This window comes from Mycobacterium florentinum, assembly GCF_010730355.1.
Lineage (GTDB): Bacteria > Actinomycetota > Actinomycetes > Mycobacteriales > Mycobacteriaceae > Mycobacterium > Mycobacterium florentinum.
Window position 1 is genome coordinate 4567124 of sequence record NZ_AP022576.1, and the last position, 20056, is coordinate 4587179.

24 protein-coding genes are annotated in these 20056 nt (G+C 64.5%); 15 read left to right on the forward strand and 9 right to left on the reverse strand.

Going from position 1 to position 20056, the window contains the following annotated elements; translation table 11 throughout:
• Positions 1-4: 4 nt before the first annotated feature.
• The 3 genes from G6N55_RS21750 to G6N55_RS21760 all read right to left on the reverse strand — a co-directional run bounded on the left by G6N55_RS21750 (position 5) and on the right by G6N55_RS21760 (position 2046).
• Positions 5-526, reverse strand: a complete 522-nt coding sequence (locus G6N55_RS21750) for an Rv2253/PknI dimerization domain-containing protein (protein WP_085224006.1) — start codon at positions 524-526, stop codon at positions 5-7.
• A 123-nt stretch (positions 527-649) separates the two neighbouring features.
• Complete coding sequence (locus G6N55_RS21755; protein WP_085223843.1) at positions 650-1264, reverse strand: hypothetical protein; 615 nt, start codon at positions 1262-1264, stop codon at positions 650-652.
• Positions 1261-2046: a hypothetical protein gene (locus tag G6N55_RS21760; protein ID WP_085223844.1), complete on the reverse strand. Its 786-nt coding sequence runs from the start codon at positions 2044-2046 to the stop codon at positions 1261-1263. Before G6N55_RS21760 ends, G6N55_RS21755 begins: the two co-directional genes overlap by 4 nt.
• Before the next feature lie 214 nt (positions 2047-2260).
• Here G6N55_RS21760 and G6N55_RS21765 point away from each other — a divergent pair, with 214 nt between their 5' ends.
• Positions 2261-2650 carry a hypothetical protein gene (locus tag G6N55_RS21765; RefSeq protein WP_085223846.1) on the forward strand — a complete coding sequence of 130 codons (390 nt, stop codon included), beginning with the start codon at positions 2261-2263 and terminating at the stop codon, positions 2648-2650.
• A 3-nt stretch (positions 2651-2653) separates the two neighbouring features.
• On the opposite strand, the gene G6N55_RS21770 is transcribed toward G6N55_RS21765, so the two are convergent.
• A complete protein-coding gene (locus G6N55_RS21770) occupies positions 2654-3256 on the reverse strand; it encodes a TetR/AcrR family transcriptional regulator (protein WP_085223848.1) in 603 nt (200 codons plus the stop codon).
• A 105-nt stretch (positions 3257-3361) separates the two neighbouring features.
• Here G6N55_RS21770 and G6N55_RS21775 point away from each other — a divergent pair, with 105 nt between their 5' ends.
• The 4 genes from G6N55_RS21775 (at position 3362) to G6N55_RS21790 (ending at position 5840) form a co-directional block, all read left to right on the forward strand.
• Complete coding sequence (locus G6N55_RS21775; protein ID WP_085223850.1) at positions 3362-4147, forward strand: hypothetical protein; 786 nt, start codon at positions 3362-3364, stop codon at positions 4145-4147.
• Positions 4144-4959 carry a hypothetical protein gene (locus tag G6N55_RS21780; protein ID WP_085223852.1) on the forward strand — a complete coding sequence of 272 codons (816 nt, stop codon included), beginning with the start codon at positions 4144-4146 and terminating at the stop codon, positions 4957-4959. The genes G6N55_RS21775 and G6N55_RS21780 overlap by 4 nt, the downstream gene beginning before the upstream one ends.
• Positions 4960-5024: 65 nt before the next feature.
• A complete protein-coding gene (locus tag G6N55_RS21785; protein WP_085224008.1) occupies positions 5025-5555 on the forward strand; it encodes a cytochrome c oxidase subunit 3 in 531 nt (176 codons plus the stop codon).
• A gap of 3 nt (positions 5556-5558) precedes the next feature.
• Complete coding sequence (locus G6N55_RS21790) at positions 5559-5840, forward strand: cytochrome C oxidase subunit IV family protein (protein ID WP_085223854.1); 282 nt, start codon at positions 5559-5561, stop codon at positions 5838-5840.
• Between the two features lie 18 nt (positions 5841-5858).
• On the opposite strand, the gene G6N55_RS21795 is transcribed toward G6N55_RS21790, so the two are convergent.
• Positions 5859-7154, reverse strand: coding sequence for a cytochrome P450 (locus G6N55_RS21795; protein ID WP_085223856.1), 1296 nt, complete (start codon positions 7152-7154; stop codon positions 5859-5861).
• A 188-nt stretch (positions 7155-7342) separates the two neighbouring features.
• On the opposite strand from G6N55_RS21795, the gene G6N55_RS21800 reads away from it, so the two are divergent.
• Positions 7343-8044, forward strand: coding sequence for a TetR/AcrR family transcriptional regulator (locus G6N55_RS21800; protein WP_085223858.1), 702 nt, complete (start codon positions 7343-7345; stop codon positions 8042-8044).
• Here G6N55_RS21800 and G6N55_RS21805 read toward each other — a convergent pair.
• Positions 7960-8406 carry a hypothetical protein gene (locus G6N55_RS21805; RefSeq protein WP_372517593.1) on the reverse strand — a complete coding sequence of 149 codons (447 nt, stop codon included), beginning with the start codon at positions 8404-8406 and terminating at the stop codon, positions 7960-7962. The two genes, G6N55_RS21800 and G6N55_RS21805, sit on opposite strands and share 85 nt — an antisense overlap.
• Entirely contained in the window at positions 8403-9149 is a 747-nt protein-coding gene (locus tag G6N55_RS21810) for an enoyl-CoA hydratase/isomerase family protein (protein ID WP_085223860.1), read from the reverse strand. Before G6N55_RS21810 ends, G6N55_RS21805 begins: the two co-directional genes overlap by 4 nt.
• Before the next feature lie 109 nt (positions 9150-9258).
• On the opposite strand from G6N55_RS21810, the gene G6N55_RS21815 reads away from it, so the two are divergent.
• The 4 genes from G6N55_RS21815 (at position 9259) to G6N55_RS21830 (ending at position 13094) form a co-directional block, all read left to right on the forward strand.
• A complete protein-coding gene (locus G6N55_RS21815) occupies positions 9259-9681 on the forward strand; it encodes a lipoprotein LpqH (RefSeq protein WP_085223862.1) in 423 nt (140 codons plus the stop codon).
• An 88-nt stretch (positions 9682-9769) separates the two neighbouring features.
• On the forward strand, positions 9770-10960 hold the full coding sequence (locus G6N55_RS21820; protein ID WP_085223864.1) for an amidohydrolase family protein: 1191 nt from the start codon (positions 9770-9772) through the stop codon (positions 10958-10960).
• 32 nt (positions 10961-10992) lie between these two features.
• Positions 10993-12474, forward strand: coding sequence for a fatty acid--CoA ligase family protein (locus tag G6N55_RS21825; protein WP_085224012.1), 1482 nt, complete (start codon positions 10993-10995; stop codon positions 12472-12474).
• On the forward strand, positions 12471-13094 hold the full coding sequence (locus G6N55_RS21830) for a fatty-acid--CoA ligase (protein WP_085223866.1): 624 nt from the start codon (positions 12471-12473) through the stop codon (positions 13092-13094). Before G6N55_RS21825 ends, G6N55_RS21830 begins: the two co-directional genes overlap by 4 nt.
• A 48-nt stretch (positions 13095-13142) precedes the next feature.
• Here the strand turns inward: G6N55_RS21830 and G6N55_RS21835 are convergent, their stop codons facing one another.
• Complete coding sequence (locus G6N55_RS21835; protein WP_085223868.1) at positions 13143-14858, reverse strand: alpha-keto acid decarboxylase family protein; 1716 nt, start codon at positions 14856-14858, stop codon at positions 13143-13145.
• A 65-nt stretch (positions 14859-14923) separates the two neighbouring features.
• Here G6N55_RS21835 and G6N55_RS21840 point away from each other — a divergent pair, with 65 nt between their 5' ends.
• Genes G6N55_RS21840 through G6N55_RS21855 form a run of 4 tightly spaced genes read left to right on the forward strand, consistent with a single transcriptional unit; the run spans position 14924 to position 17445 of the window.
• Positions 14924-15367: an SRPBCC family protein gene (locus tag G6N55_RS21840; RefSeq protein WP_085223870.1), complete on the forward strand. Its 444-nt coding sequence runs from the start codon at positions 14924-14926 to the stop codon at positions 15365-15367.
• A 5-nt stretch (positions 15368-15372) separates the two neighbouring features.
• Complete coding sequence (locus G6N55_RS21845) at positions 15373-16452, forward strand: CaiB/BaiF CoA transferase family protein (protein WP_085223872.1); 1080 nt, start codon at positions 15373-15375, stop codon at positions 16450-16452.
• A 58-nt stretch (positions 16453-16510) separates the two neighbouring features.
• Positions 16511-16963, forward strand: a complete 453-nt coding sequence (locus G6N55_RS21850; RefSeq protein ID WP_085223874.1) for an SRPBCC family protein — start codon at positions 16511-16513, stop codon at positions 16961-16963.
• A 29-nt stretch (positions 16964-16992) separates the two neighbouring features.
• Positions 16993-17445 (forward strand): SRPBCC family protein, encoded by a 453-nt coding sequence (locus tag G6N55_RS21855; RefSeq protein WP_085223876.1) that lies wholly within the window; start codon positions 16993-16995, stop codon positions 17443-17445.
• On the opposite strand, the gene G6N55_RS21860 is transcribed toward G6N55_RS21855, so the two are convergent.
• Positions 17432-18604, reverse strand: coding sequence for a pyridoxal phosphate-dependent aminotransferase (locus G6N55_RS21860; protein ID WP_085223877.1), 1173 nt, complete (start codon positions 18602-18604; stop codon positions 17432-17434). The two genes, G6N55_RS21855 and G6N55_RS21860, sit on opposite strands and share 14 nt — an antisense overlap.
• A gap of 236 nt (positions 18605-18840) precedes the next feature.
• Between G6N55_RS21860 and G6N55_RS21865 the strand changes: the two genes are divergently transcribed.
• Positions 18841-20052 carry an acetyl-CoA C-acetyltransferase gene (locus tag G6N55_RS21865; RefSeq protein ID WP_085223879.1) on the forward strand — a complete coding sequence of 404 codons (1212 nt, stop codon included), beginning with the start codon at positions 18841-18843 and terminating at the stop codon, positions 20050-20052.
• Positions 20053-20056 lie beyond the last annotated feature (4 nt).

Below are 20056 nucleotides of genomic sequence, written 5' to 3' on the forward strand. Positions count from 1 at the left end.
GCGGTCAGCTCAGCTGGTCCAGGCGCAACGGCATCGCGATATCAAGCCACTGGTTTTGTCCGCAGGCACCGCTCGGGCCGACCGTCTTGTCCTTGCCGGACAAGGTATGCGACCCGACTTGATATCCACCGTTCTCGTTCACCGGGAAGAAAGAGAAGGTCTGCTGGCCGGAGAACGCGGTACCGTCTTCGCACCGCTCCCAATTCGGCACCTCGCGTTTCAGCTTCCACACCTGCCCGTCATTCATATACAGGGGCGCGCTCCAGCCCTGGTCACTCGAGACCGTGCCGTGGCATTCCTGGAATGTGACACACGTTGAGCTGATGGTCCATACTTGGTAGACCGTTGGCTCGCCGAAGTATTGGTCATTTCTCTGGGCCCAATCGCCGATGGACGTGGCGCGAAAAGTCCCATTGAGGGCCACTTCTTCCTTGGTTACTGCCTGGGCTGTGGAGGCAGTGCCCAAACCGCCGAATGCAGTGGCAGCCAGCAGCGTTGCGGTGGTGAGTGTTTTAGCTGAACGCATCAGGGACTCCTCGAAGCGCATAATCCGACAGTGCCTTTGGCAGCTTTCCGCCATCGGTTGCGGCGTTCTCGAACGATGACGTTACACCGTTTCGGCCCGTCAGGTAACGGGTTGGAACTGCACTCATGCGACCGGTTCGAATTTCGCGATCAGCCAGGAATCGTTGACCTTTGTCAGGGTGATCAGGACCGCGCTTTGCATCTTCGAGGGATCTTTCTTTTGCATGCTTGCCGTGGTCTGGTCGACGAAAGCCAGCACGACGGCCGAATCGGGATGCAAATCCGAAACCGCGGCCCGAATCACCTTGGCGGACGTCGTCAGGTGCCCCTCTTTCGCCGTCGGCCCGACGATATCGTCGGTGAATTTACTGTAGTAGGCCAAAAACTCGCCGGTGAGATGCGATTTCGCCGCGGCGAAATCGCGATCCAAATGGTCGTAGGAATAGGTCAGCACCGCCACGGCGCCTTCTGATGCCGACTGGACGACGCGGTGTGCTGTCGCGTCGTCGACCCGCTGACCCGGCCGGTACAGAACGAAATACACGCCGGCGGCGACTCCCACGGTGGCAACGACCAACGTCGTCCCGACGATCGAACCCCACTTTGCCGCACACCGGCGGGCCCAGCGCCGGATCGCCGCAGGCCGTCGTAAGTTTGCCGATCCTTCGGCGGGCGGAATTTCCGTGCTGTCACTTGCGGTTTCGGTGCTGTCCAGCGACGAGCCACGCTCACCCGTCATGAGAGGTAATCGATCTTCGACATCTTGAGCTGACCGCCGTCGCGGTGCAGCGTGACGCTCAGCCGAAACAACGCCGGTGGCGGTTTCTCGTTATCCGGCCCAATGGCATCGGTTTTCGCCGCCACCAGCACGACTCCCGAATTGTCGCTCAACGACTCGACGGCAACGGCTTCCACATTGACCTTGCTGCCGATCTTCGAGTCCTGGGCCTTCTTGACCATGAGGACTGAAATCGCTGCCAGCTGGCCGTTGAGGTCGCCCGTCGTGGCATCGATCATGCGCTGGACGTCCTCCTTGGCATGATTGGGATCGATCGACATCAGCTTCGTAATCCCTTGCCGGGCGGCCTCTTTGAACTCCACGGAGAGCTGGCGATTGTGCACGGTCGTGCGGTGCTGCCACAGCATGTAACCGCTCGCGCCGAGAGAAGCAGAGGCGAGCACGATGCCGACGCCAACAGCTATTGCTTTGCGCGTCGGGCGGCGCCGCCACCACGGACGCCCGGACCGTTTCCGGGTGGGCTTCGCCGGGCGCTGCTGGGCATCTCGGGACGCGGCGTCGTCCGCGTCCCCGGTTTCTGCCGCCTCACGTAGCCGCGCGAGGCGTGCTCGAGCCGCCTCAGCTCGCGCTTCAGCCTCAACGAGTTCGTCGTCTGTGCCGGTTTCCGACGCGGGCGCTACGGCACCTGAGTCGACCCCTGAGCGCGACTGTGGTTCGCCGGGATTGGTGGCGTCCGTTGAATCACCACAATCGTCGGCGTCGAGCCCGTCCGGATGGTGCACGGAGAGGCAGCTTATCACTTGGGCCTGAGCTCAAACCTTTCATCGGGCAGCTGCCTTCATAGCTCTTACATGCGGAAATACTCACTCGTCGGGAAACGGGACGTTGTAGCTTTCGGGGCGGTCCGGCGCGGACAGCCGTTGTTGCTCAGGCGATCTTCTCCAACCAGGAGAATTTTCTTTTCGGGTGTGGCAAAGTAATCGGGTGCGATTAATCGTGGCCCTATTTGCCGCGTTGCTCGGCGCCGGTGTCCTGGCGGCGCCGCCGTCGTCGGCCGGCCCCACCGTCTGCGACTATCCCGACTGCACGCCCGGCATCATGGGGCATCAGGTCCTCGGAGCGCCGTGTGACAACACCACCTATTACGCCTTCGGTGTCACGGATGGTTATGTCTCCTTCGGCTCGCAGCCGGGACGGCTGATGTTCTGCGGTTCGCCGAGGAGATATCAGCCGCGATGGTTCCGATCACCGCCAATGGCGGGAGTCAAGGACGAAGGCGCCAACTGCCAGAATTACCAGAACTACGTTGCGCAGTCGCCCGATGGCCTTTTCCTGATCTGTTTTGCCCATGACGGCATTTTGAGCTGGATCCGCGGCGACACGTAAGCGTCAGCCGGCGGATTCTCGACGCAGACCGAGCAGGCGCCGGATCATGTCGGTGAGCCGCTCCAGCAATGTGTCGTCGTCGATGTCGGCAACCAGTGGGTGCATGACGGCGGTGCTGATCGCTCCCGAGAACATGGCCGCCTCGATCCGCCCGTCCAGGCCGGCATCGCTCAGCAGCACTTCATACAGCCGGTCCATAAAGCGTTGAAACGGCTTGTGTTCGGCCAGTAAACGGACCACAACGGGGTCGAACTGCAGGGTGCGCACCAGCCGGCGGTCGCGGACAGCCATTTCGACGACGCTCTCGAGCAGCGCATCCCGGGCCTGCGGTCCGTTGCCGTGTGCCTCGGCTGCCTCCAGGGACGGAATCAGCCGCCCCAGCTCACGCTCGGTCACCGCGATCACGATCTGGTCTTTTGTCCGGAATTGGTGGTACACAGCGGCTTTCGTGATACCGACGCTGTCGGCGATCATCTGTAGCGACGTACCGCTGACGCCGTGCTGTGCGAACAGATCGAGCGCGGCATCGAGTACCCGTGTTCGGGCAGGGCTGTAGTGAACAACTCTCAGCTCTTCGTCGCTGACCGGCTGCTCCGCTGTTCCCACGCACTGAGCCTAGACGAACGGCTATTGACCCGAGGCTAGCCGACCGGCTAGCTTCGGTGTCGAGCCGAATGTAGCCATGTGATTTCGTGTTGAAGGGAGTCACCGATGTCCGACATCGGCGGGGGCGATGCAACGGGTCAGGGATCCGCGCGAGCCGCGCTGCGGCGTATCGACGGCGAGGTCATTCTGTTGTGGACGCTGCCCGTGGCGGTGATTCTCTGGATCGCCGGCTTCTTCCTGTTTCCGGGCTTCAATCCGCCGATGTCACCGACGATGCCGGCGGATCAGGTGGCCGCGTTCTATCGCGATCCGGCCCACATCCCACAGATCCGGTACAGCATGATCGTGTTCAACTGGTTCGGCGTGTGCCTGGTCCCGATCCTGACCCTGATCGTGCTGCAGATCCGCAGAATGGCACACCGGACGCCGATCTTCTCCTACGCGATGCTGGGCTGTCTGGCCGGCGGTCCGACGTTGTTTCTCGTCGCCAACGTCTGCTGGCTGCTGGCCGCCTTCCGCCCCGAGCGCAGTCCAGAGCTGACTCAGCTGCTCAATGACTTCGCCTGGATGACCTTCACCATCCTGGTGCCATTCCTGATCGGACAAAGCGTAATCCTCGCTCTGGCAATATATTTCGATGACCAGCCACGCCCCGTGTTCCCCCGCTGGGTCGCGCACTTCAACCTTCTCGTTGCCGTCGCGTTGGTGCCCGCGGCCTTTGTCGGAGTGTCATTGACCGGCCCATTCGCGTGGGACGGCTTCCTGTCCTTCTGGGTGAAAAACGTTGCGATCGCCGTCTGGATCGTCGTGATGGGCGTGGTCTTGGGGCAGGCCGTATATCGCGAGCGCGCCGAGAACCGCGGGCGCCCAGATGAACTGGTCAACGCATGAGCGCGGTGATCACACCACCGACCACTGGGGCCACGCCCCCCTCCGGCCCGCTGCCGCAGCGGATCGCCTGGCACCTGCTGCGCGGTCCCAAGCGCGAGTTGTGGCTGGCGTGGGGGATACTCATCGTCTTCTACAACGTCTTCTTCCCGGTGTTCTTCATCGTCGCCCAAGTCCAGCCCCCGCCGGAGCCCACCTGGGATCTCGCGACTCAGGTCCACTGGTTCTCCGAACGCCACCTCGGCATCCCGTTGGGCTTCGGCGTCATTTTCGCCATCAGCGGCATGATCGCCGTGAACAATGCCCTGATCGCCTATTCGATGCGACGCATGTCGGTAAGCCCCGCATTCGGTTACTCGTACCTGATCATCTACTCGCTCAGTGCGGTTCCCGGCATGATCCTGCTCAATATCGCGTTGATCGTCGGGACGCTGCGACCGGAGCGCAACCCCGAAGCGATCGGCTGGCTCTACGACTTCGCCTTCCTGTCTTTCGACGGAACCATGGGAGTCTTCTTGATCGGCTCGCTGATCTGGATGGTCGCGATTCTGCTCGACAAGAATCGGGTGTTTCCCAAGTGGTTCGGCTATCTGAACCTCTGCAACGCGCTGACCGAGGTCGTCGTGGCGCCCTGCTGGATCTTCCGGCGTGGTGTGTTGGCATGGGACGGCGAGATCGCCTGGTGGCTGGACATGGTCGTGTTCGGCATCTACCAAGTCACCTTCATCGTGATGCTGTTCCAGATGATCCGGCGCGAAGACTTCGGTACCGGACCGCTGCCGCAAGTCGCGCGGAAAAAGGCTGCCGCGCTGTGACCGACCTCAAGACCGAACTCCCCGACAAAGACAAACGCACCAGGTTCGTGCCGGGCCAGCCGGACATGTGGGCCTTCGTATTGTTCGAAACCCTGGTCTTCACCGCATATTTCGGCTTCTACCTGTTCTCCCGCGCTCGCAACGCCGAGCTTTTCCTGCACTCCCAGGCGCACCTTGACCTGCGGATCGGAGTGTTCAACACCCTCGTCTTGCTGCTGAGCTCATGGTCGGTGGCGCGGTGTGTTCAGTCGTCGCGCGCCGGTGAGTACCGGGCGGCGCTGCGAGACGTGTTCATCACGGCCGCGTTCGCCGCGGTGTTCCTCTTCTTCAAGGTGTTCGAGTGGGCCCGGCTGGTCGGCGCCGGAAATGGGTTGGACAGCAACGACTTCTTTACCTATTACTTCTTTCTGACCGGAATTCACTTCGTTCATCTGGTGATCGGCTTCGTCGCCCTCGGCGTCATCGTTTACCAACTCCGAAGTGCGCCAGCAAGATCACGGGAATCCCAGGTAATCGTCGAAACGTGCGCCACCTACTGGCACACCGTGGACTTCCTGTGGGTGCTCATCTTCGCGCTGTTGTACGTGGTGAGGTGAGGCGTGAAATTCAACAAACGGCTGCTGGTGGTGTGGGTGATCCTGGCGTTGCTCACGCTCGGTTACCTGTGGCTGGACCACTCGGTCGACGGGTCGCTGAAATCCAGTGCGGTGGTGACGTCGAGCGTCATCGTCATCGCACTCATCAAGGTGCGCATCATCTTTCGCGAGTTCATGGAGGTGCGAAACGCACCCGTGCTGCTCTGCCGACTGACCGACGCCTGGGTGGTGGTGATGGCCGTCGCGATGCTCAGCTGCTACTTCGTCGGGATGCAGCTCGGGTAGTGCGCACGAAGCGGTGGTTCAGCCCACCGGCGCGACAGCATCCGCCGTCGTGAACGACAGGTGCAGTTCGCTCAAGCCGCGCAAGATATAGGTCGGCTCGTAGGTGTAGCGACGGTCGGCGGCCGGCCCGTGATGGGCTTCGTTGATCTCGATGTGCGGCATCCGGTCCAGGATGCGTTCGATCGAGACCCGTCCCTCCACCCGCGCGAGCGGTCCGCCCGGGCACGAGTGCACACCGCGGGCGAACGCCATGTGCTCGCGAACGTTCTTGCGGTGCAAGTCGAACTCGTGCGGGTTGTCGAATCGGCGGGGGTCTCGATTGGCCGCACCCGGGAGCACCATCACCACGGTGCCCGCGGGTATGTCGACGCCACCGATGTTGGTGTCCCGGACGGCCAGTCGGGAGTCGCTCTTGACCGGGCTGTCCATGCGCAGCGATTCCTCGATGAAGCCGGGAATCAGGCTGCGGTCGTCACGAAGTGCCTGCTGGATATCGGGCCGGTCGCCGAGCACCTGCAGCGCAGCGCTGAGCAGCTTGGCCGTGGTCTCCTGGCCTGCGGCGAAAAGGAAGGTGGCCGAGCGGGAGATTTCGATGACCTCGGGTGTGGATCCGTCGGGGTATTTCGCCGTCGCCAGCGATGTCAGCACATCCTCGCCGGGATTGCCGCGGCGCTCCTCGATGTAGGAACAGAATTTGTCGTCGAGCCACTCCAGCGGATTGATGCCGACCGACTCGTGATCAAGTGCCCCCACTCGGGCGCCGGGGCGGTCGGCACCCAAAACGGTGCGGAACTCCTTGTGATCCTCCTCGGGAACGCCGAGCAGGTCGGCGATGACCAGCGTGGCAAACGGCTTGGAATATTCGGCGATGAACTCGCACTCACCGGTGGCGAGGAACTCGTCGAGTTGGCGGTCGGCCAACCGCCACATGAATTCCTCGTTGTGCTTCAGCCGGCTGGGGGTCAGCAGCTTGCTCAGCACCGAGCGGGCCTTGGTGTGGTCCGGCGGGTCCATCGTGACCATGTGCTCGTTCATCGGGAAGTAGCTGCGGTGCTCGTCGATCAGGGCGCGAATGTCACTGCCCTCGGGCGTGAACGGCAGCGGCGGGAACGGTCCGCCCAGCGCGACGATGTTGGAGAAGGTTTCCGGGTCCTTGTAGATCTCGGTGGCCTCCGCGTAGCCGGTGATTGCGATGACCCCGTAGTGCGGCAGGCGCAGCACCGGGTTCTGGCTGCGCAGGTAGTCGAAGTACGGGTGCGGATCGGGGACCAGAGACTGGTCGGTGAAGAAGTCGATCGACTCGTAGTCGGTCATCGGATTGCGTCTCCCTGGGCTGACTTAAACGATGGGCTTCGGCGGCATGCGGTACCGGCCCCCCGATTTCGGAAATCTGCTGAGCACCTGCTTAGCACGGCGGTAATGTCGTGGTCAAGGTCACAACGCCGTGCCACGCTACGATTCCCGTGGTCGGCAGGTGAGCGCGGAAAGGACGGAGCAGCGGCATGACATCGGCCCGCAGGATCGGGGCGCCGGACGCCAAGAACCGCGGCCTGCTGCTCGATGCGGCCGAACAGTTGATGATCGAGGAGGGCTACGCCGCCGTCACGTCGCGCCGTCTGGCGAACAAGGCGGGGCTGAAGCCTCAGCTGGTGCACTACTACTTCCGCACCATGGAGGAGTTGTTCCTCGAGGTCTTCCGTCGCCGCGGCGAAGAAGCGCTCGAGGTGCACGCTCAGTTGATGCAGTCGCCGCAGCCGCTATGGGCGGTATGGAGGTTCGGCACCGACCCCGCATTCACCCGGATTTCCATGGAATTCATGGCGCTGGCCAATCACCGCAAAGACATGCGAGCCGAAATCGCTTATTACGCGGAACGTTTCCGCGAAGAACAACGCCAAGCGGTGACGGCTGCGCTGGAGCGCTACGGCGTGGCACGCGAAGAGATGCCGCCGGTGGTGGTTGCCGTTCTCATGTCCAGCCTGTCGCGATTTCTCGTGCTCGAGCAGGCGGTCGGTATTTCGGCCGGTCATGCCGAAACCGTGGCATTAGTCGAGAGTCACCTGCGTCGCCTGGAAGGCGAGCCACAGCCCTTTGCGGGGGTGCCGGAGACCTGGGTGGTTCACCAGTTGCGCAGCGAGCAAAGCACGCCCTTGGGGCCATCCTTGGACACGACGACGGCTCCGTCCACCGCCAGATCGCAGTGAAGCCCCGGTGTGCCGGGCTCCGTGCCCGTGCTCGCCACCACCATCGCGTAAGCGTCGGGGTTCGACATGTCCAGATCGAAGCTCCACGGCTTGCCCGGGCCGAGATCGACGTCGACGTGCGGTGTGAACGCGTACGGGTTGTGGCTGTAATCGGAGAATCTTGCCGGCTGCTGGTCCAGGTAATAGATGTCGGTGTAGATCGGATGCTGTGCGGTGACGGTGTACTTGACGTGATGCATGACCACCGGGTCGGGGTCGGCATGGGCCAGCGGAGTGCTCACGACTAAACCGACGCCCACCAACAGCTCTGCCACGGTCAGCGCGGATCCGATGCCCATTAGTCTCTTTACGCTGGTACTCATGTCCCTCCTCCGGCGGCCTTGCGCGGCTTGGTGTTTCGGTTCATTACCCGCTCTGCGGCCTGCCAGTGCGCGTCGGCAACCCACAGTCGTGCAAAGGATGCTATCGCCTCCTCAGCCGAAACACCGCTGATTACGCGTTTTATCTCGGCGGCCGGCTGGTGGGCGAGCGAGGTGGCAATCGAACGCCAGCCCTCTTCGAACGAGGCGCGCGGTAACACCACGTCCACCAACCCCATCCGCTCGGCCTCGGCGGCGTCGACGGCTTTTCCGCTGCCCGCCAGTAGAAGTGCTCTGCCCTTTCCGACCAGCGCGGCCAGTCTCTCCGCGCCGCCCCAGGCCGGCATGATCTCCAGCGTCGCCTGATTGAACGCAATCTTGATGTCGCTTGCCGCAACCCGGATGTCGGCGGCAACGGCCACTTCGGCGCCACCGCCGAAGGCGTGGCCGTTGAGTGCGGCGATCACCGGTGCGGGAAAGTTCGCCAGCTGGTCGCAGATGGCCCGCATCCGCCTTGCCATCGCGGTTGCTTCCTCCAGGGTCCGCAGCGCACTGAGCTCCTTGAGGTCACCGCCGGACACGAAAGCCTTGTCGCCGGCGCCCCTGATCACCAGGGCCTGGGCGCCCGCTGCCGCATCGAGCGCCTTCTCCAACTGGTCCATGGTGTCGAGCGCGATCGCGTTGCGCGCGTGGGGGCGGTCGATGGTGAGTACCGCCAACCCGTTGTCGAGCTCCAAATCCAGCATCCGTCTTTGCTCCTCGAAGAGCCGTCGATATTGGCATTCTCGTGCGGCGAGAATAGCATCATCGCTGCAGGCTGAATGGGTTTGTTCATCAACGATATGAGGTGGCCCAGTGCAGAATCGATTCGTCGCGGCGACCGCTGCGGTGCTCGCTGTGGTCGGCCTCGGGGCCTGCACGTCGCGACCGGCATCCCAACTGTCCAGCTCGGCGTCGGTGACCGTCAACGGTGACGACGCGAGTTTCCACATCGTCAAATGCAGTCAACGTGAGTGGACTCGGACGATCGATATCGGCGGCGAGTTCGCCGGAGCCAGTTTGATCATCGACGAAGGCGCGCAACCGGCGTCGGCCGAGGCGGTCCGCATTCGAAATCTGGGTGGGTTCACCGGGATGTACGCCCGCGGCGACGGCAGCCCCGCCGAGATGAGCATGAGCGGGGACAAATTCACCATCACCGGCACCGCCAACGGATTCAAGACCGACAAGCCCAACGAAGCCGCGTCGGCCAAGTTCAAGATCATCGCTACCTGCTGACCGCGAGTGGCGCTCACCACTGGGGGGGCACGTTGCGGCGACGACCCTCGAGAGAATAGTATTCTCACAAATTGCGAAGGAGGATCTCATGGGCCAACTGTCTCACCGGGTCGACGTCCCGTTCCCCATCTTTGATGCCGACAATCACCTCTACGAGCCGCCGGAGGCGCTGACCAAGTTCCTGCCCAAGGAGTACAAGGACTATGTCCAGTACGTGCAGATCAACGGGCGGACCAAGATCGCGATCCGCGGCCAGATCAGCAACTACATTCCCAACCCGACCTTCGAGGTCGTAGCCCGGCCGGGCGCCTGGGAGGAGTACTTCAAGTACGGCAACCCAGAGGGCAAGACCAAGCGCGAGTTGTTCGGCGAGCCGATGCGCGCGATCCCGGCGTTCTTCGAACCGGGCCCGCGCCTCGAGACGATGAACGAGCTGGGCCTGGACAAGACGCTGATGTTCCCGACGCTGGCGAGCCTCCTCGAGGAGCGGCTGCGCGACGACCCGCTCGCCATCCACGTTCTGGTCCACGCGCTGAACGAGTGGCTGGATGAGGTCTGGGGCTTCAACTATCAGAACCGGATCTTCACCACCCCGGTCATCACGCTGCCGATCGTCGAGAAGGCGATCGAGGAGCTGGAGTGGGCGGTCAAGCGCGGTGCCCGTGCCATCCTGGTCCGCCCGGCTCCGGTCCCCGGCTTCCGTGGCCCGCGGTCGTTCGCGGTGCCCGAGTTCGACCCGTTCTGGGAGCGGGTCGTCGAGCACGACGTGCTGGTCGGCATGCACTCCAGCGACAGCGGCTACTCCCGGTACACCTCCGAATGGGACGGTGCCGACCAGGAGATGCTGCCGTTCCAGACCAACGCGATGGGCATCCTCAACGAGTGGCGGCCGATCCAGGACTCGGTGGGGTCGTGGGTGATTCACGGTGCGCTCTACCGCCACCCGAAGCTGAAGGTCGCGATCGTCGAGGCCGGTTCCAAGTGGATGACCCCGCTGCTGGACGGCCTGGCCGAGGTCTTCCGGAAGGCCCCCGAGGCGTTCCCGAGCGATCCCGTCGAGATGGTCAAGAACCGCATCCACGTCAGCCCGTTCTTCGAGGACGGCATCGACGATCTGGTCAACCTCGTCGGTGTGGATCAGGTGCTATACGGTTCGGACTGGCCGCATCCGGAAGGGCTGGCGGAGCCGACGTATTACATCGAGGCGCTGTCGCACCTGACCGCCGAAGACCAGGCGAAGATCATGGGCGGAAACCTGGCCAGACTCGTCACGGTGTGACGGAGCGGCCAACCTGGCAGACCATCCCCGAGATGGTCCTCAGCGCGGCGGACCGGTTCGGCGACGCGGAAGCGATCGTCGACGGTCCGCTACGCTTCACATTCGGCGATGTTGTCGAGCGAATCCGTTGTGCTGCAGGTGCATTCGCGGAGTTCGGTATTGACAAGGGTGACCGAGTCGCCATCTGGGCACCCAACTGCGTGGAGTGGATCATCGCGGCGTTCGGGCTGCTCACCGCCGGCGGCGTGCTGGTGCCGGTCAACACACGATTCAAGACGGAGGAAGCGGGCGACATCATCGCCCGTAGCGGGGCGAAAGCCGTCCTGGCGCAGCAGGGATTTCTGGGCCAGGACTACACCGCACCCGCGGGCACGCCGGTGATCGATCTGAAGTCCGACTTCCTGTCCAGCGGTTCACCATTCGAGCGGGCCGTCAGCGGCAGCGACATCTCGGACATCATCTTCACTTCGGGCACGACCGGGCGCCCGAAGGGCGCGATGATGAATCATCGCCAAACGCTGCGGATGTATGAGGAGTGGGCGACGCTCGCGGATCTGCGCGAGGGCGACCGCTACCTGCAGATCAACCCGTACTTCCACACGTTCGGCCTGAAGGCGGGACTCGTCACGTCCTTCCTGCGCGGCGCGACGATGCTGCCGGTCGCCGTATTCGATGTCGACACCGTGGTGGATCTCATTGCGCGCGAACGCATTACGATGCTGCCCGGCCCGCCGACGTTGTACCACTCGTTGCTGACGGTGGCGGACAAGGCCAAGCTGTCGACGCTGCGGGCGGGTGTCACCGGTGCCGCCGACATCCCCGTCGAGCTCGTTCGTCGTATCCACGACGAACTGCCGTTCCAGACGCTGATGACCGGTTACGGCCTGACCGAGGCCGGCAATGTCACGCTGTCGCTGCCCGGCGATTCCTTCGAGGACGTCGCCACCACCGCCGGCGTGGCCTGCGAGGGGGTCGAGGTGCGCATCGCCGACGACGGCGAGGTACTGGTCCGCGGCTACGGCGTCATGCAGGGCTACCTGGACGACCCCGCCGCCACGGCGCAGGCAATCGATGACGACGGTTGGCTGCACACCGGAGACCTGGGGCAATTCACCGACGGGTCCGATGGTGGTGACCCTCCCCCGCAAGCGGGAGGTGCCCCCACGCGCCCGGCTTCGCTGGGCTCGCGATCACCGCGGAGCCGCCTGCGCATCGTCGGCCGCAAGAAGGACATGTTCATCGTCGGCGGCTTCAACGCCTATCCCGCCGAGATCGAGGGCTTCCTGCTGAGCCACCCGGCAGTCGCTCAGGCGGCGGTGATCGGCATCCCCGACGAGCGACTCGGGCAGGTGGGCAAGGCGTTCGTTGTGCGCAACGGTGTGGTGGGCGCCGACGAATTGATCGACTGGTGCCGTGACCGCATGGCCGGATTCAAGGTGCCGCGCGCGGTAGAGTTCCTGGATTCACTTCCGCTCAACGCGACGGGGAAGGTGATGAAGGACCAACTTCGATGACCGACGGCGATATTCATTCGATGGTGATCGCGTCGGACTACCGCTTGCCCGACCCGACCCGGGTGAAGCCCTTCCTCGAGCACAACAAGGAAGCTCTCTCCGATATCGGAGCGCACCACGTGCTGGTCTACACGTCGACACACGACTACGGCCGCGTACTGGTGATGATCGGTGTGCACAGTCGTGAGCCGATCGTGGAATTGCTGCGGTCCCGGGTGTTCTTCGACTGGTTCGACGAGGCGGGTGTCGAGGACATCCCCGCGGTGTTCGCCGGCGAGATCATCGACAGGTTCATCCCGGCGCCCCCGTCGACTCCGGCGGTGCCCGGGGTCGTCGTGGCCGCCATCGCATCCGTCGACGATGTGCCGGCCCTGATCGCGGGCGTCGGCTCGGCGATGGACCGGTTTACCGCGGCCGGTATCCGAAAAACTTGGGTATTCCAGGCTTTCGATGACACCCACGAGGTGTTGATCCTGCAGGAATTCCCGGACGAAGAGAGCGCGCGAGAGTGGATCGAGCATCCCGACGCCGCCGCCCAGTGGATGTCGGGCGCGGGAGTCGGCCCGTACCCGCCGCTGTTCGTCGGCCGGTTCACCGACATCATGCGTATCGAGAGATAAGCGAGTCGACCGCTACTCAAGTCGCCGAAGCGCGAGCCGGGATCCGAGTCAGCGACGCCTACTGCCATCCGGTGACAAGGGTTGCACGAGTTCGACCAGTAGCGGCGGTATCTCCATGCGGGGCAAGACCACCTCGACGAGCACCATGCGATCCTGATGCTCCGCGGCAGCGGTCAGCGCGTCGTCGAGTTCGCCATAGGTTTGCGCGTGGTAGGCGAGGTGATCGACCACGCCCAGCGCGTTGGGAATGTCGGTCCAACTCCAGCTGGCGATGTCGTTGTAGGGCGCGGTTTCTCCGTGGATCGCCCGTTCGACGGTGTAGCCGTCGTTGTTGACCACCACGATCACCGGGGAGAGTCCTTCGCGAAAGAAAGTGCCGAGCTCCTGCACGGTCAGTTGCGCGGCGCCGTCGCCGATCAGCAGCACCGACCTTCGGTCCGGGTGCGCGACCGCCGCCCCGAGTGCCGCGGGCAACGTGTAACCGATTGAGCCCCAAAGGGGTTGGCCGATGAAAGTGACGCCCTTGGGCAGCCGGTGGTCGGCCATCCCGTAGAAGGACGTTCCCTGATCGGCGAGCACCACGTTTCCGGGTGTGAGCGCGTCGCACAGCCGGTTCCAGACCATTTCCTGGGTCAGGGGCTGATCGCGTGCGGGCGCCGGGGCCCCGGTGTCGGGTTGCCGGCCCGCTGCCGGCGCGACCGGTGGTGAACTGATCCCGCGTGCGGCCAGGATCTCGGCCAGCGCCCCGAGTGCGGCGCCCATTTCCATTGGCGCGAACACCTGGCCGGCCACGGTGCTCTGATATTGCCCGACGTCGATGGTCCGGGCCGAGTCGATGTGCTGGCTGAAGAAGCCGCTGACCATGTCGGTGAACACCACGCCGGCGGTGACCAAGACGGGCGCGTCTTCGATCGCGGCACGCACCTGCGGCGCGCTGGCCGCGCCCGCGTAGATCCCCAGGAAGTTGGGTGAGCTCTCGTCGCGCAGGCTCTTTCCCCACATCAGCGTGGCGTAGGGCACCACGTCGGCGGTCAGCAATGCCTCAAGCTCTTTGACCGCTTGCAGGCGATGCACCAGCAGGTCGGCCAGCACGGTCAACCGGTTGTCACCGATCAGTTCGCGGGCCGCGCCGATGAACATGGCCAGCGCGCGAGGGCTGGTACCGCCGGTGTAGCGGGGCAGCGGCGTTTCGGGGGGTTCGGTGGGGAAGCGTGCCACATCGGTGGACAGCAGTATGTAGCCCGGCCGCTTTTGCTCACGCACCTCCGACAGCACCCGGTCGATCTCCCGGCATGCCGTCGCCGGCATGAGATTGGCTTGCGCACAGGTGATTTCGCGGCTGATACGCAAAAAGTGCTCGAAGTCGCCGTCGCCGAGCGAATGGTGTAGCGCCCGTCTGGTTCCTTGGGCGTCCTTGGAGGGGCCGCCGACGATATGCACGACCGGCACGTGCTCGGCGTAACTGCCGGCGATCGCATTGGTCGCCGAGAGCTCGCCCACCCCGAATGTCGTTACAACTGCCGCCATTCCGCGCAGCCGTCCATAGCCATCGGCGGCGTAGCCGGCGTTCAACTCGTTGGCGTTGCCCACCCACCGAATTCTCGGATGCGCGACGATGTGGTCGAGGAATTCCAGGTTGTAGTCGCCGGGGACGCCGAAGATCTCGGAGACGCCAAGCTCGGCGAGACGGTCCAACAGGTAGTCACCGATGGTGTACGCGGAATCCGCGGGGCCGGCCCCCGCGTCGGGCGTGGTAGCTGTCACGAAGTCGACGGTACGCTCGGTCGAAAGCGCTCCCGGCCGGACGCTGTTTCGCTATCGTGCGGGCCATGGCGATCAAGGAAACCCGCGAAGTTATTATCGAAGCCAGCCCCGAAGAGATCATCGATGTGATCGCCGATCTGGAGTCGGCTCCCGAATGGTCACCGCCCCATCAGAGCGTTGAGATTCTCGAGCGGGACGCCGACGGGCGCCCCAGCAAGGTCAAGATGAAAGTCAAAGCCGCGGGCATCACCGACGAGCAGGTCATCGCTTACACCTGGGGTGACAACGAGGTGAGCTGGACGCTGGTGAGCTCCGGTCAGCAGCGCTCACAGGATGCGTCCTACACGTTGATACCCGACGGCGCCGCCACCAAGGTCAAGTTCCAGCTCAGCGTCGATCCGGTGGTGCCACTGCCAGGTTTCGTATTGAAGCGCGCCATCAAGGGCACGGTGGACACCGGGACGGAGGGCCTGCGCAAGCGGGTGCTGCAGGTGAAGAGGGGTAAGTAGCCACCGTGACCGGTGCAGGGCCGTTGGCCGGGGTCAAAGTCATCGAACTCGGCGGCATCGGTCCCGGGCCGCACGCGGGCATGGTGCTCGCCGACCTCGGTGCCGATGTGGTGCGGGTGCGCCGCCCCGGCGGGCTGACGATGCCGGCCGAGGACCGTGACCTGTTGCACCGGGGCAAGCGGATCGTCGACCTGGACGTCAAGACGCGGCCGGGCGCACTGCTGCAGCTCGCCGCCAAGGCCGACGTGCTGCTGGACTGCTTCCGGCCGGGGACCTGCGAGCGCCTCGGCATCGGGCCCGCCGACTGCGCGGCGATCAACCCGCGGCTGATCTACGCGCGGATCACCGGCTGGGGGCAGGACGGACCGCTGGCCTCGACCGCGGGGCACGACATCAATTACCTCTCACGGACCGGCGCGTTGTCGGCGCTGGGCTATGCCGACCGGCCGCCGATGCCGCCGCTGAACCTGGTCGCCGATTTCGGCGGCGGTTCGATGCTGGTGCTACTCGGTATCGCCGTCGCGCTGTACGAGCGGGAACGGTCGGGCCTCGGGCAGGTGGTCGACGCGGCGATGGTCGACGGGGTCAGCGTGCTCGCCCAAATGATGTGGACCATGAAGGCAATTGGCAGCCTGCGCGATAAGCGGGAATCGTTTCTGCTCGACGGCGGCGCCCCCTTCTACCGGTGCTACGAGACCTCCGACGGCGGGTACATGGCCGTCGGCGCGATCGAGCCGCAGTTCTTCGCGGCGTTGCTCGACGGGCTCGGTCTGGCGCCCGACGAGGTGGGAGGCCAGCTCGAAATCTGTTCGTATCAACAGATGTACGAGGTCTTCGCGCAGCGGTTCGCCAGCCGGACGCGCGACGAGTGGACCCAGGTCTTCGCCGGCACGGACGCCTGCGTCACCCCGGTGCTCACGTGGAGCGAGGCCGCCATCGATGATCATTTGAACGCCCGGTCGACGGTCATCACCGCCCACGGCGTCGAGCAGGCCGCGCCCGCTCCGCGCTTCTCCCGAACACCGGCCGGGCCCGTCGGGCCGCCGCCGGCCGCCACCACGCCGATCGACGAAATCAACTGGTAGCGAATTAATTACCCGGAACACGTTCCGCGCCTGGTACGGGGTTGCTAGGTTGGGTTCAGTGGCTGTAAAGGCATCACGTGAATTTGTGGTTGATGCGCCGCTCGACGTGGTCATGGGGGCGCTCGAGGATGTCAACGTGCTGGAATCCTGGTCGCCGCTGCATAAACGGATCGAAGTGCTCGACCGCTATCCCGACGGCCGAGCGCACCACGTGAAGACCACGATCCGAATTTTCGGCCTCGTCGACAAAGAGGTTCTGGAATATCACTGGGGCCCGGACTGGGTGGTGTACGACGCCAAAGGAACCTTCCAACAGCACGGCCAGCACGTCGAGTACAACCTGAAACCCGAAGGTGTCGACAAGACCCGGGTGCGCTTCGATATCACCGTCGAACCGGCCGGACCTATTCCAGCCTTCGTCGTGCGGCGCGCAATGCGAAATGTTCTCGACGCGTCGGTGAAGGGGCTGCAGGACCTCGTCATGCGTGGCGGTTCGGATAAGGCACCGTAATCCTCGGACCATTGCTAATTTGGTAGGCAGTGGCCATACGCGCATCGTCGGAAATCGTCATTGAGGCGCCCCCGGGAGTGATCATGGAGGCGCTGGCCGACATGGATGCCGTGCCCTCGTGGTCCCCGTTGCACAAGCGGGTCGAAGTCATCGACAGATACTCCGACGGCCGGCCGCACCACGTGAGAATGACGATCAGGGTCAGCGGCATCGCCGATACCGAAATGGTCGAATATCACTGGGGCCCAGATTGGATGGTATGGGATGCGCAGAAGACCTCCCAGCAACACGCTCAGCATGGCGAATACAACCTGGAGCGTGAGGGCGACGACAAGACCCGGGTGCGATTCAGCCTCACGATCGAACTGAGGGTGCCGCTGCCGGGGTTCTGGGTGCGCTCGGCCGGCAACAAGATCCTCAGCGCCGCGCTGGAGGGCCTGCGAAAGCGCGTGATGGGCGACGAAGACGCTACGCAGGCTTGAGCGCGGACAGCCTCCTGATCGCCTCGTCGAGAGTGTCGTCACGCTTGCAGAAGGTGAAGCGCACCAAGTGATTCCACAGATCGGCATGCGGCGCCGCCGGGTCACAGAAGGCCGACATCGGAATAGCGGCCACGCCAACCTTTTCCGGTAACGCCGCGCAGAACGTCGTGCTGTCGTCGAACCCGAGTGGGCGTGGGTCGGCGCAGAGGAAATAACTGCCGTTGCTGTCGTGTACCGCGAAGCCGATGTCGGCGAGGCCCGCGGCCAGCCGGTCGCGCCGGGCCTGCAGCGAGCGCCGCAGTTCGTCCACCCAGGCATCCTCGGTGTCCAGCGCCAGAGCCACCGCGGGCTGGAACGGCGCCCCGCCGACGTAACTCAGATACTGCTTGGCGGCACGCAGCCCGGCGATGAGTTCTGCTGGGCCACAAGCCCACCCGATCTTCCAGCCGGTGCAGTTGAACATCTTGGCCGCGCTGGAGATCGTGATGGTGCGCTGCGCCATGCCGTCGAAACCGGCCAGCGGCAGGTGGCGATGCTCGTCGAACACCAGGTGCTCGTACACCTCATCCGTGATGACCAAAAGATCGGCCGCCACCGCGATCTCGGCGATGGCCTCCAGTTCGGTCACGCTCAGCACGGCTCCGGTGGGGTTGTGCGGCGAGTTGATGATCAGCGCTCGCGTCGCCGGTGTCACCGCCCGCCGCAGCACGTCGATGTCCAGCGCGAAGCCGCGGCCGTCGGCCACCAGCGGCACGGCGACGCGGTGCGCACCGGCCATCGCGACCACCGGTGAGTAGGAGTCGTAGAACGGCTCGATCAGCAGCACCTCCGAGCCGGGCTCGACCAGGCCGATGACCGCCGACGCAATGGCCTCGGTGGCGCCGACCGTCACCAGCACCTCGCTGTCGGGGTCGTACTCGATGCCGAAATGACGTTTGCGCTGTGCCGCGATCGCGTGGCGCAGCGGCGCAATGCCGATCCCCGGCGGGTACTGGTTGGCGCCGTCGGCGATCGCGTCTTGCGCGGCCTTCAGCAGCGCCGGGGGACCGTCCTCGTCGGGAAAGCCCTGACCCAGATTCACCGCGCCGATGCGCGCGGCCAGGGCCGACATTTCGGCGAACACCGTGGTTGCGTAGGGCCGCAATCGCGACACCGTCATGGTCGTCGAGCTTAGGCGGGCCGCGTCGCCGCTACCGTCGCGAGTGTGCGGCCAGGGTTTGAGTGTGCAGTCACGGTGGGCCGAGCCGGTGTGTCGCCGCCCTGGGCGCACACTCAACGCCGGCGGCGCAGAGTGCTGACCAGCAGCGGCTTGCCCAACCAACAGGTTGGCCGGGAGCCCCTGTTAAGGTGCACGTAGACGGACCCGAAACCCCCATTTGTGAACAGGAAGTCGACATGTCCGAAGAAGCCTTCATCTATGAGGCCATCCGCACACCACGCGGCAAGCAACGCAACGGATCGCTGAACGAGGTCAAACCTCTGAGCCTGGTCGTCGGCCTGATCGAGGAGCTGCGCCGCCGGTTCCCCGACCTGGACGAGAACCTGATCAGCGATGTCGTCCTGGGTTGTGTGTCCCCGGTCGGTGACCAGGGCGCCGACATCGCCCGTACCGCGGTGCTGGCGGCCGGCCTGCCCGACACCGTCGGCGGCGTCCAGCTGAACCGGTTCTGCGCCTCGGGCCTCGAGGCCGTCAACACCGCCGCGCAGAAGGTGCGCTCCGGCTGGGATGACCTGGTCTTGGCCGGTGGCGTGGAGTCGATGAGCCGGGTGCCCATGGGCTCCGACGGCGGCGCCATGTTCACCGACGTCCCGTTCACGTATGACAACTACATCGCGCCGCAGGGCATCGGCGCTGATCTGATCGCCACCATTGAGGGCTTCAGCCGCGACGACGTCGACGCCTATGCGCTGCGAAGCCAAGAGCGCGCCGCCGCGGCCTGGTCGGGCGGATATTTCGCCAAGTCCGTGATACCGGTCCGGGACCAGAACGGGCTGGTCATCCTCGACCACGACGAGCACATGCGGCCCGACACCACCGCCGAAGGCCTGGGCAAGCTCAAGACCGCGTTCGACGGCATCGGCGAGATGGGCGGCTTCGACGATGTCGCGCTGCAGAAGTACCACTGGGTCGAGAAGATCAACCACGTCCACACCGGCGGCAACAGTTCGGGCATCGTCGACGGCGCCGCGCTGGTGCTTGTCGGCTCCGAGGCTGCCGGCAAGTCGCAGGGCCTGACCCCGCGGGCGCGCGTCGTTGCTACCGCAACCAGCGGGGCTGACGCGACGATCATGCTGACCGGCCCCGCCCCGGCCACCCGCAAGGCGCTCGACCGCGCGGGTCTGACGGTCGAGGACATCGATCTGTTCGAGCTCAACGAGGCATTCGCGTCGGTGGTGCTGAAATTCCAGAAGGAATTCAACATCCCCGACGAGATTCTCAACGTCAACGGTGGAGCCATCGCGATGGGCCACCCACTGGGCGCCACCGGCGCCATGATCGTGGGCACCATGGTCGACGAACTGGAGCGCCGCAACGCGCGCCGCGCGCTCGTCACACTGTGCATCGGCGGCGGCATGGGCGTCGCGACCATCATCGAGCGAGTCTGAGGAA

Excerpts from the sequence above, each read along its gene's own strand:
- G6N55_RS21860 (WP_085223877.1), bottom strand. The coding sequence starts at position 18,604 with ATGACGGTGTCGCGATTGCGGCCCTACGCAACCACGGTGTTCGCCGAA.
- G6N55_RS21840 (WP_085223870.1), top strand. The coding sequence starts at position 14,924 with ATGGCGATCAAGGAAACCCGCGAAGTTATTATCGAAGCCAGCCCCGAA.
- G6N55_RS21795 (WP_085223856.1), bottom strand. The coding sequence starts at position 7,154 with ATGACCGACTACGAGTCGATCGACTTCTTCACCGACCAGTCTCTGGTC.
- G6N55_RS21750 (WP_085224006.1), bottom strand. The coding sequence starts at position 526 with ATGCGTTCAGCTAAAACACTCACCACCGCAACGCTGCTGGCTGCCACT.
- G6N55_RS21785 (WP_085224008.1), top strand. The coding sequence starts at position 5,025 with ATGTGGGCCTTCGTATTGTTCGAAACCCTGGTCTTCACCGCATATTTC.
- G6N55_RS21800 (WP_085223858.1), top strand. The coding sequence starts at position 7,343 with ATGACATCGGCCCGCAGGATCGGGGCGCCGGACGCCAAGAACCGCGGC.
- G6N55_RS21805 (WP_372517593.1), bottom strand. The coding sequence starts at position 8,406 with ATGAGTACCAGCGTAAAGAGACTAATGGGCATCGGATCCGCGCTGACC.
- G6N55_RS21820 (WP_085223864.1), top strand. The coding sequence starts at position 9,770 with ATGGGCCAACTGTCTCACCGGGTCGACGTCCCGTTCCCCATCTTTGAT.
- G6N55_RS21830 (WP_085223866.1), top strand. The coding sequence starts at position 12,471 with ATGACCGACGGCGATATTCATTCGATGGTGATCGCGTCGGACTACCGC.
- G6N55_RS21755 (WP_085223843.1), bottom strand. The coding sequence starts at position 1,264 with ATGACGGGTGAGCGTGGCTCGTCGCTGGACAGCACCGAAACCGCAAGT.
- G6N55_RS21810 (WP_085223860.1), bottom strand. The coding sequence starts at position 9,149 with ATGCTGGATTTGGAGCTCGACAACGGGTTGGCGGTACTCACCATCGAC.
- G6N55_RS21865 (WP_085223879.1), top strand. The coding sequence starts at position 18,841 with ATGTCCGAAGAAGCCTTCATCTATGAGGCCATCCGCACACCACGCGGC.
- G6N55_RS21775 (WP_085223850.1), top strand. The coding sequence starts at position 3,362 with ATGTCCGACATCGGCGGGGGCGATGCAACGGGTCAGGGATCCGCGCGA.
- G6N55_RS21780 (WP_085223852.1), top strand. The coding sequence starts at position 4,144 with ATGAGCGCGGTGATCACACCACCGACCACTGGGGCCACGCCCCCCTCC.
- G6N55_RS21825 (WP_085224012.1), top strand. The coding sequence starts at position 10,993 with ATGGTCCTCAGCGCGGCGGACCGGTTCGGCGACGCGGAAGCGATCGTC.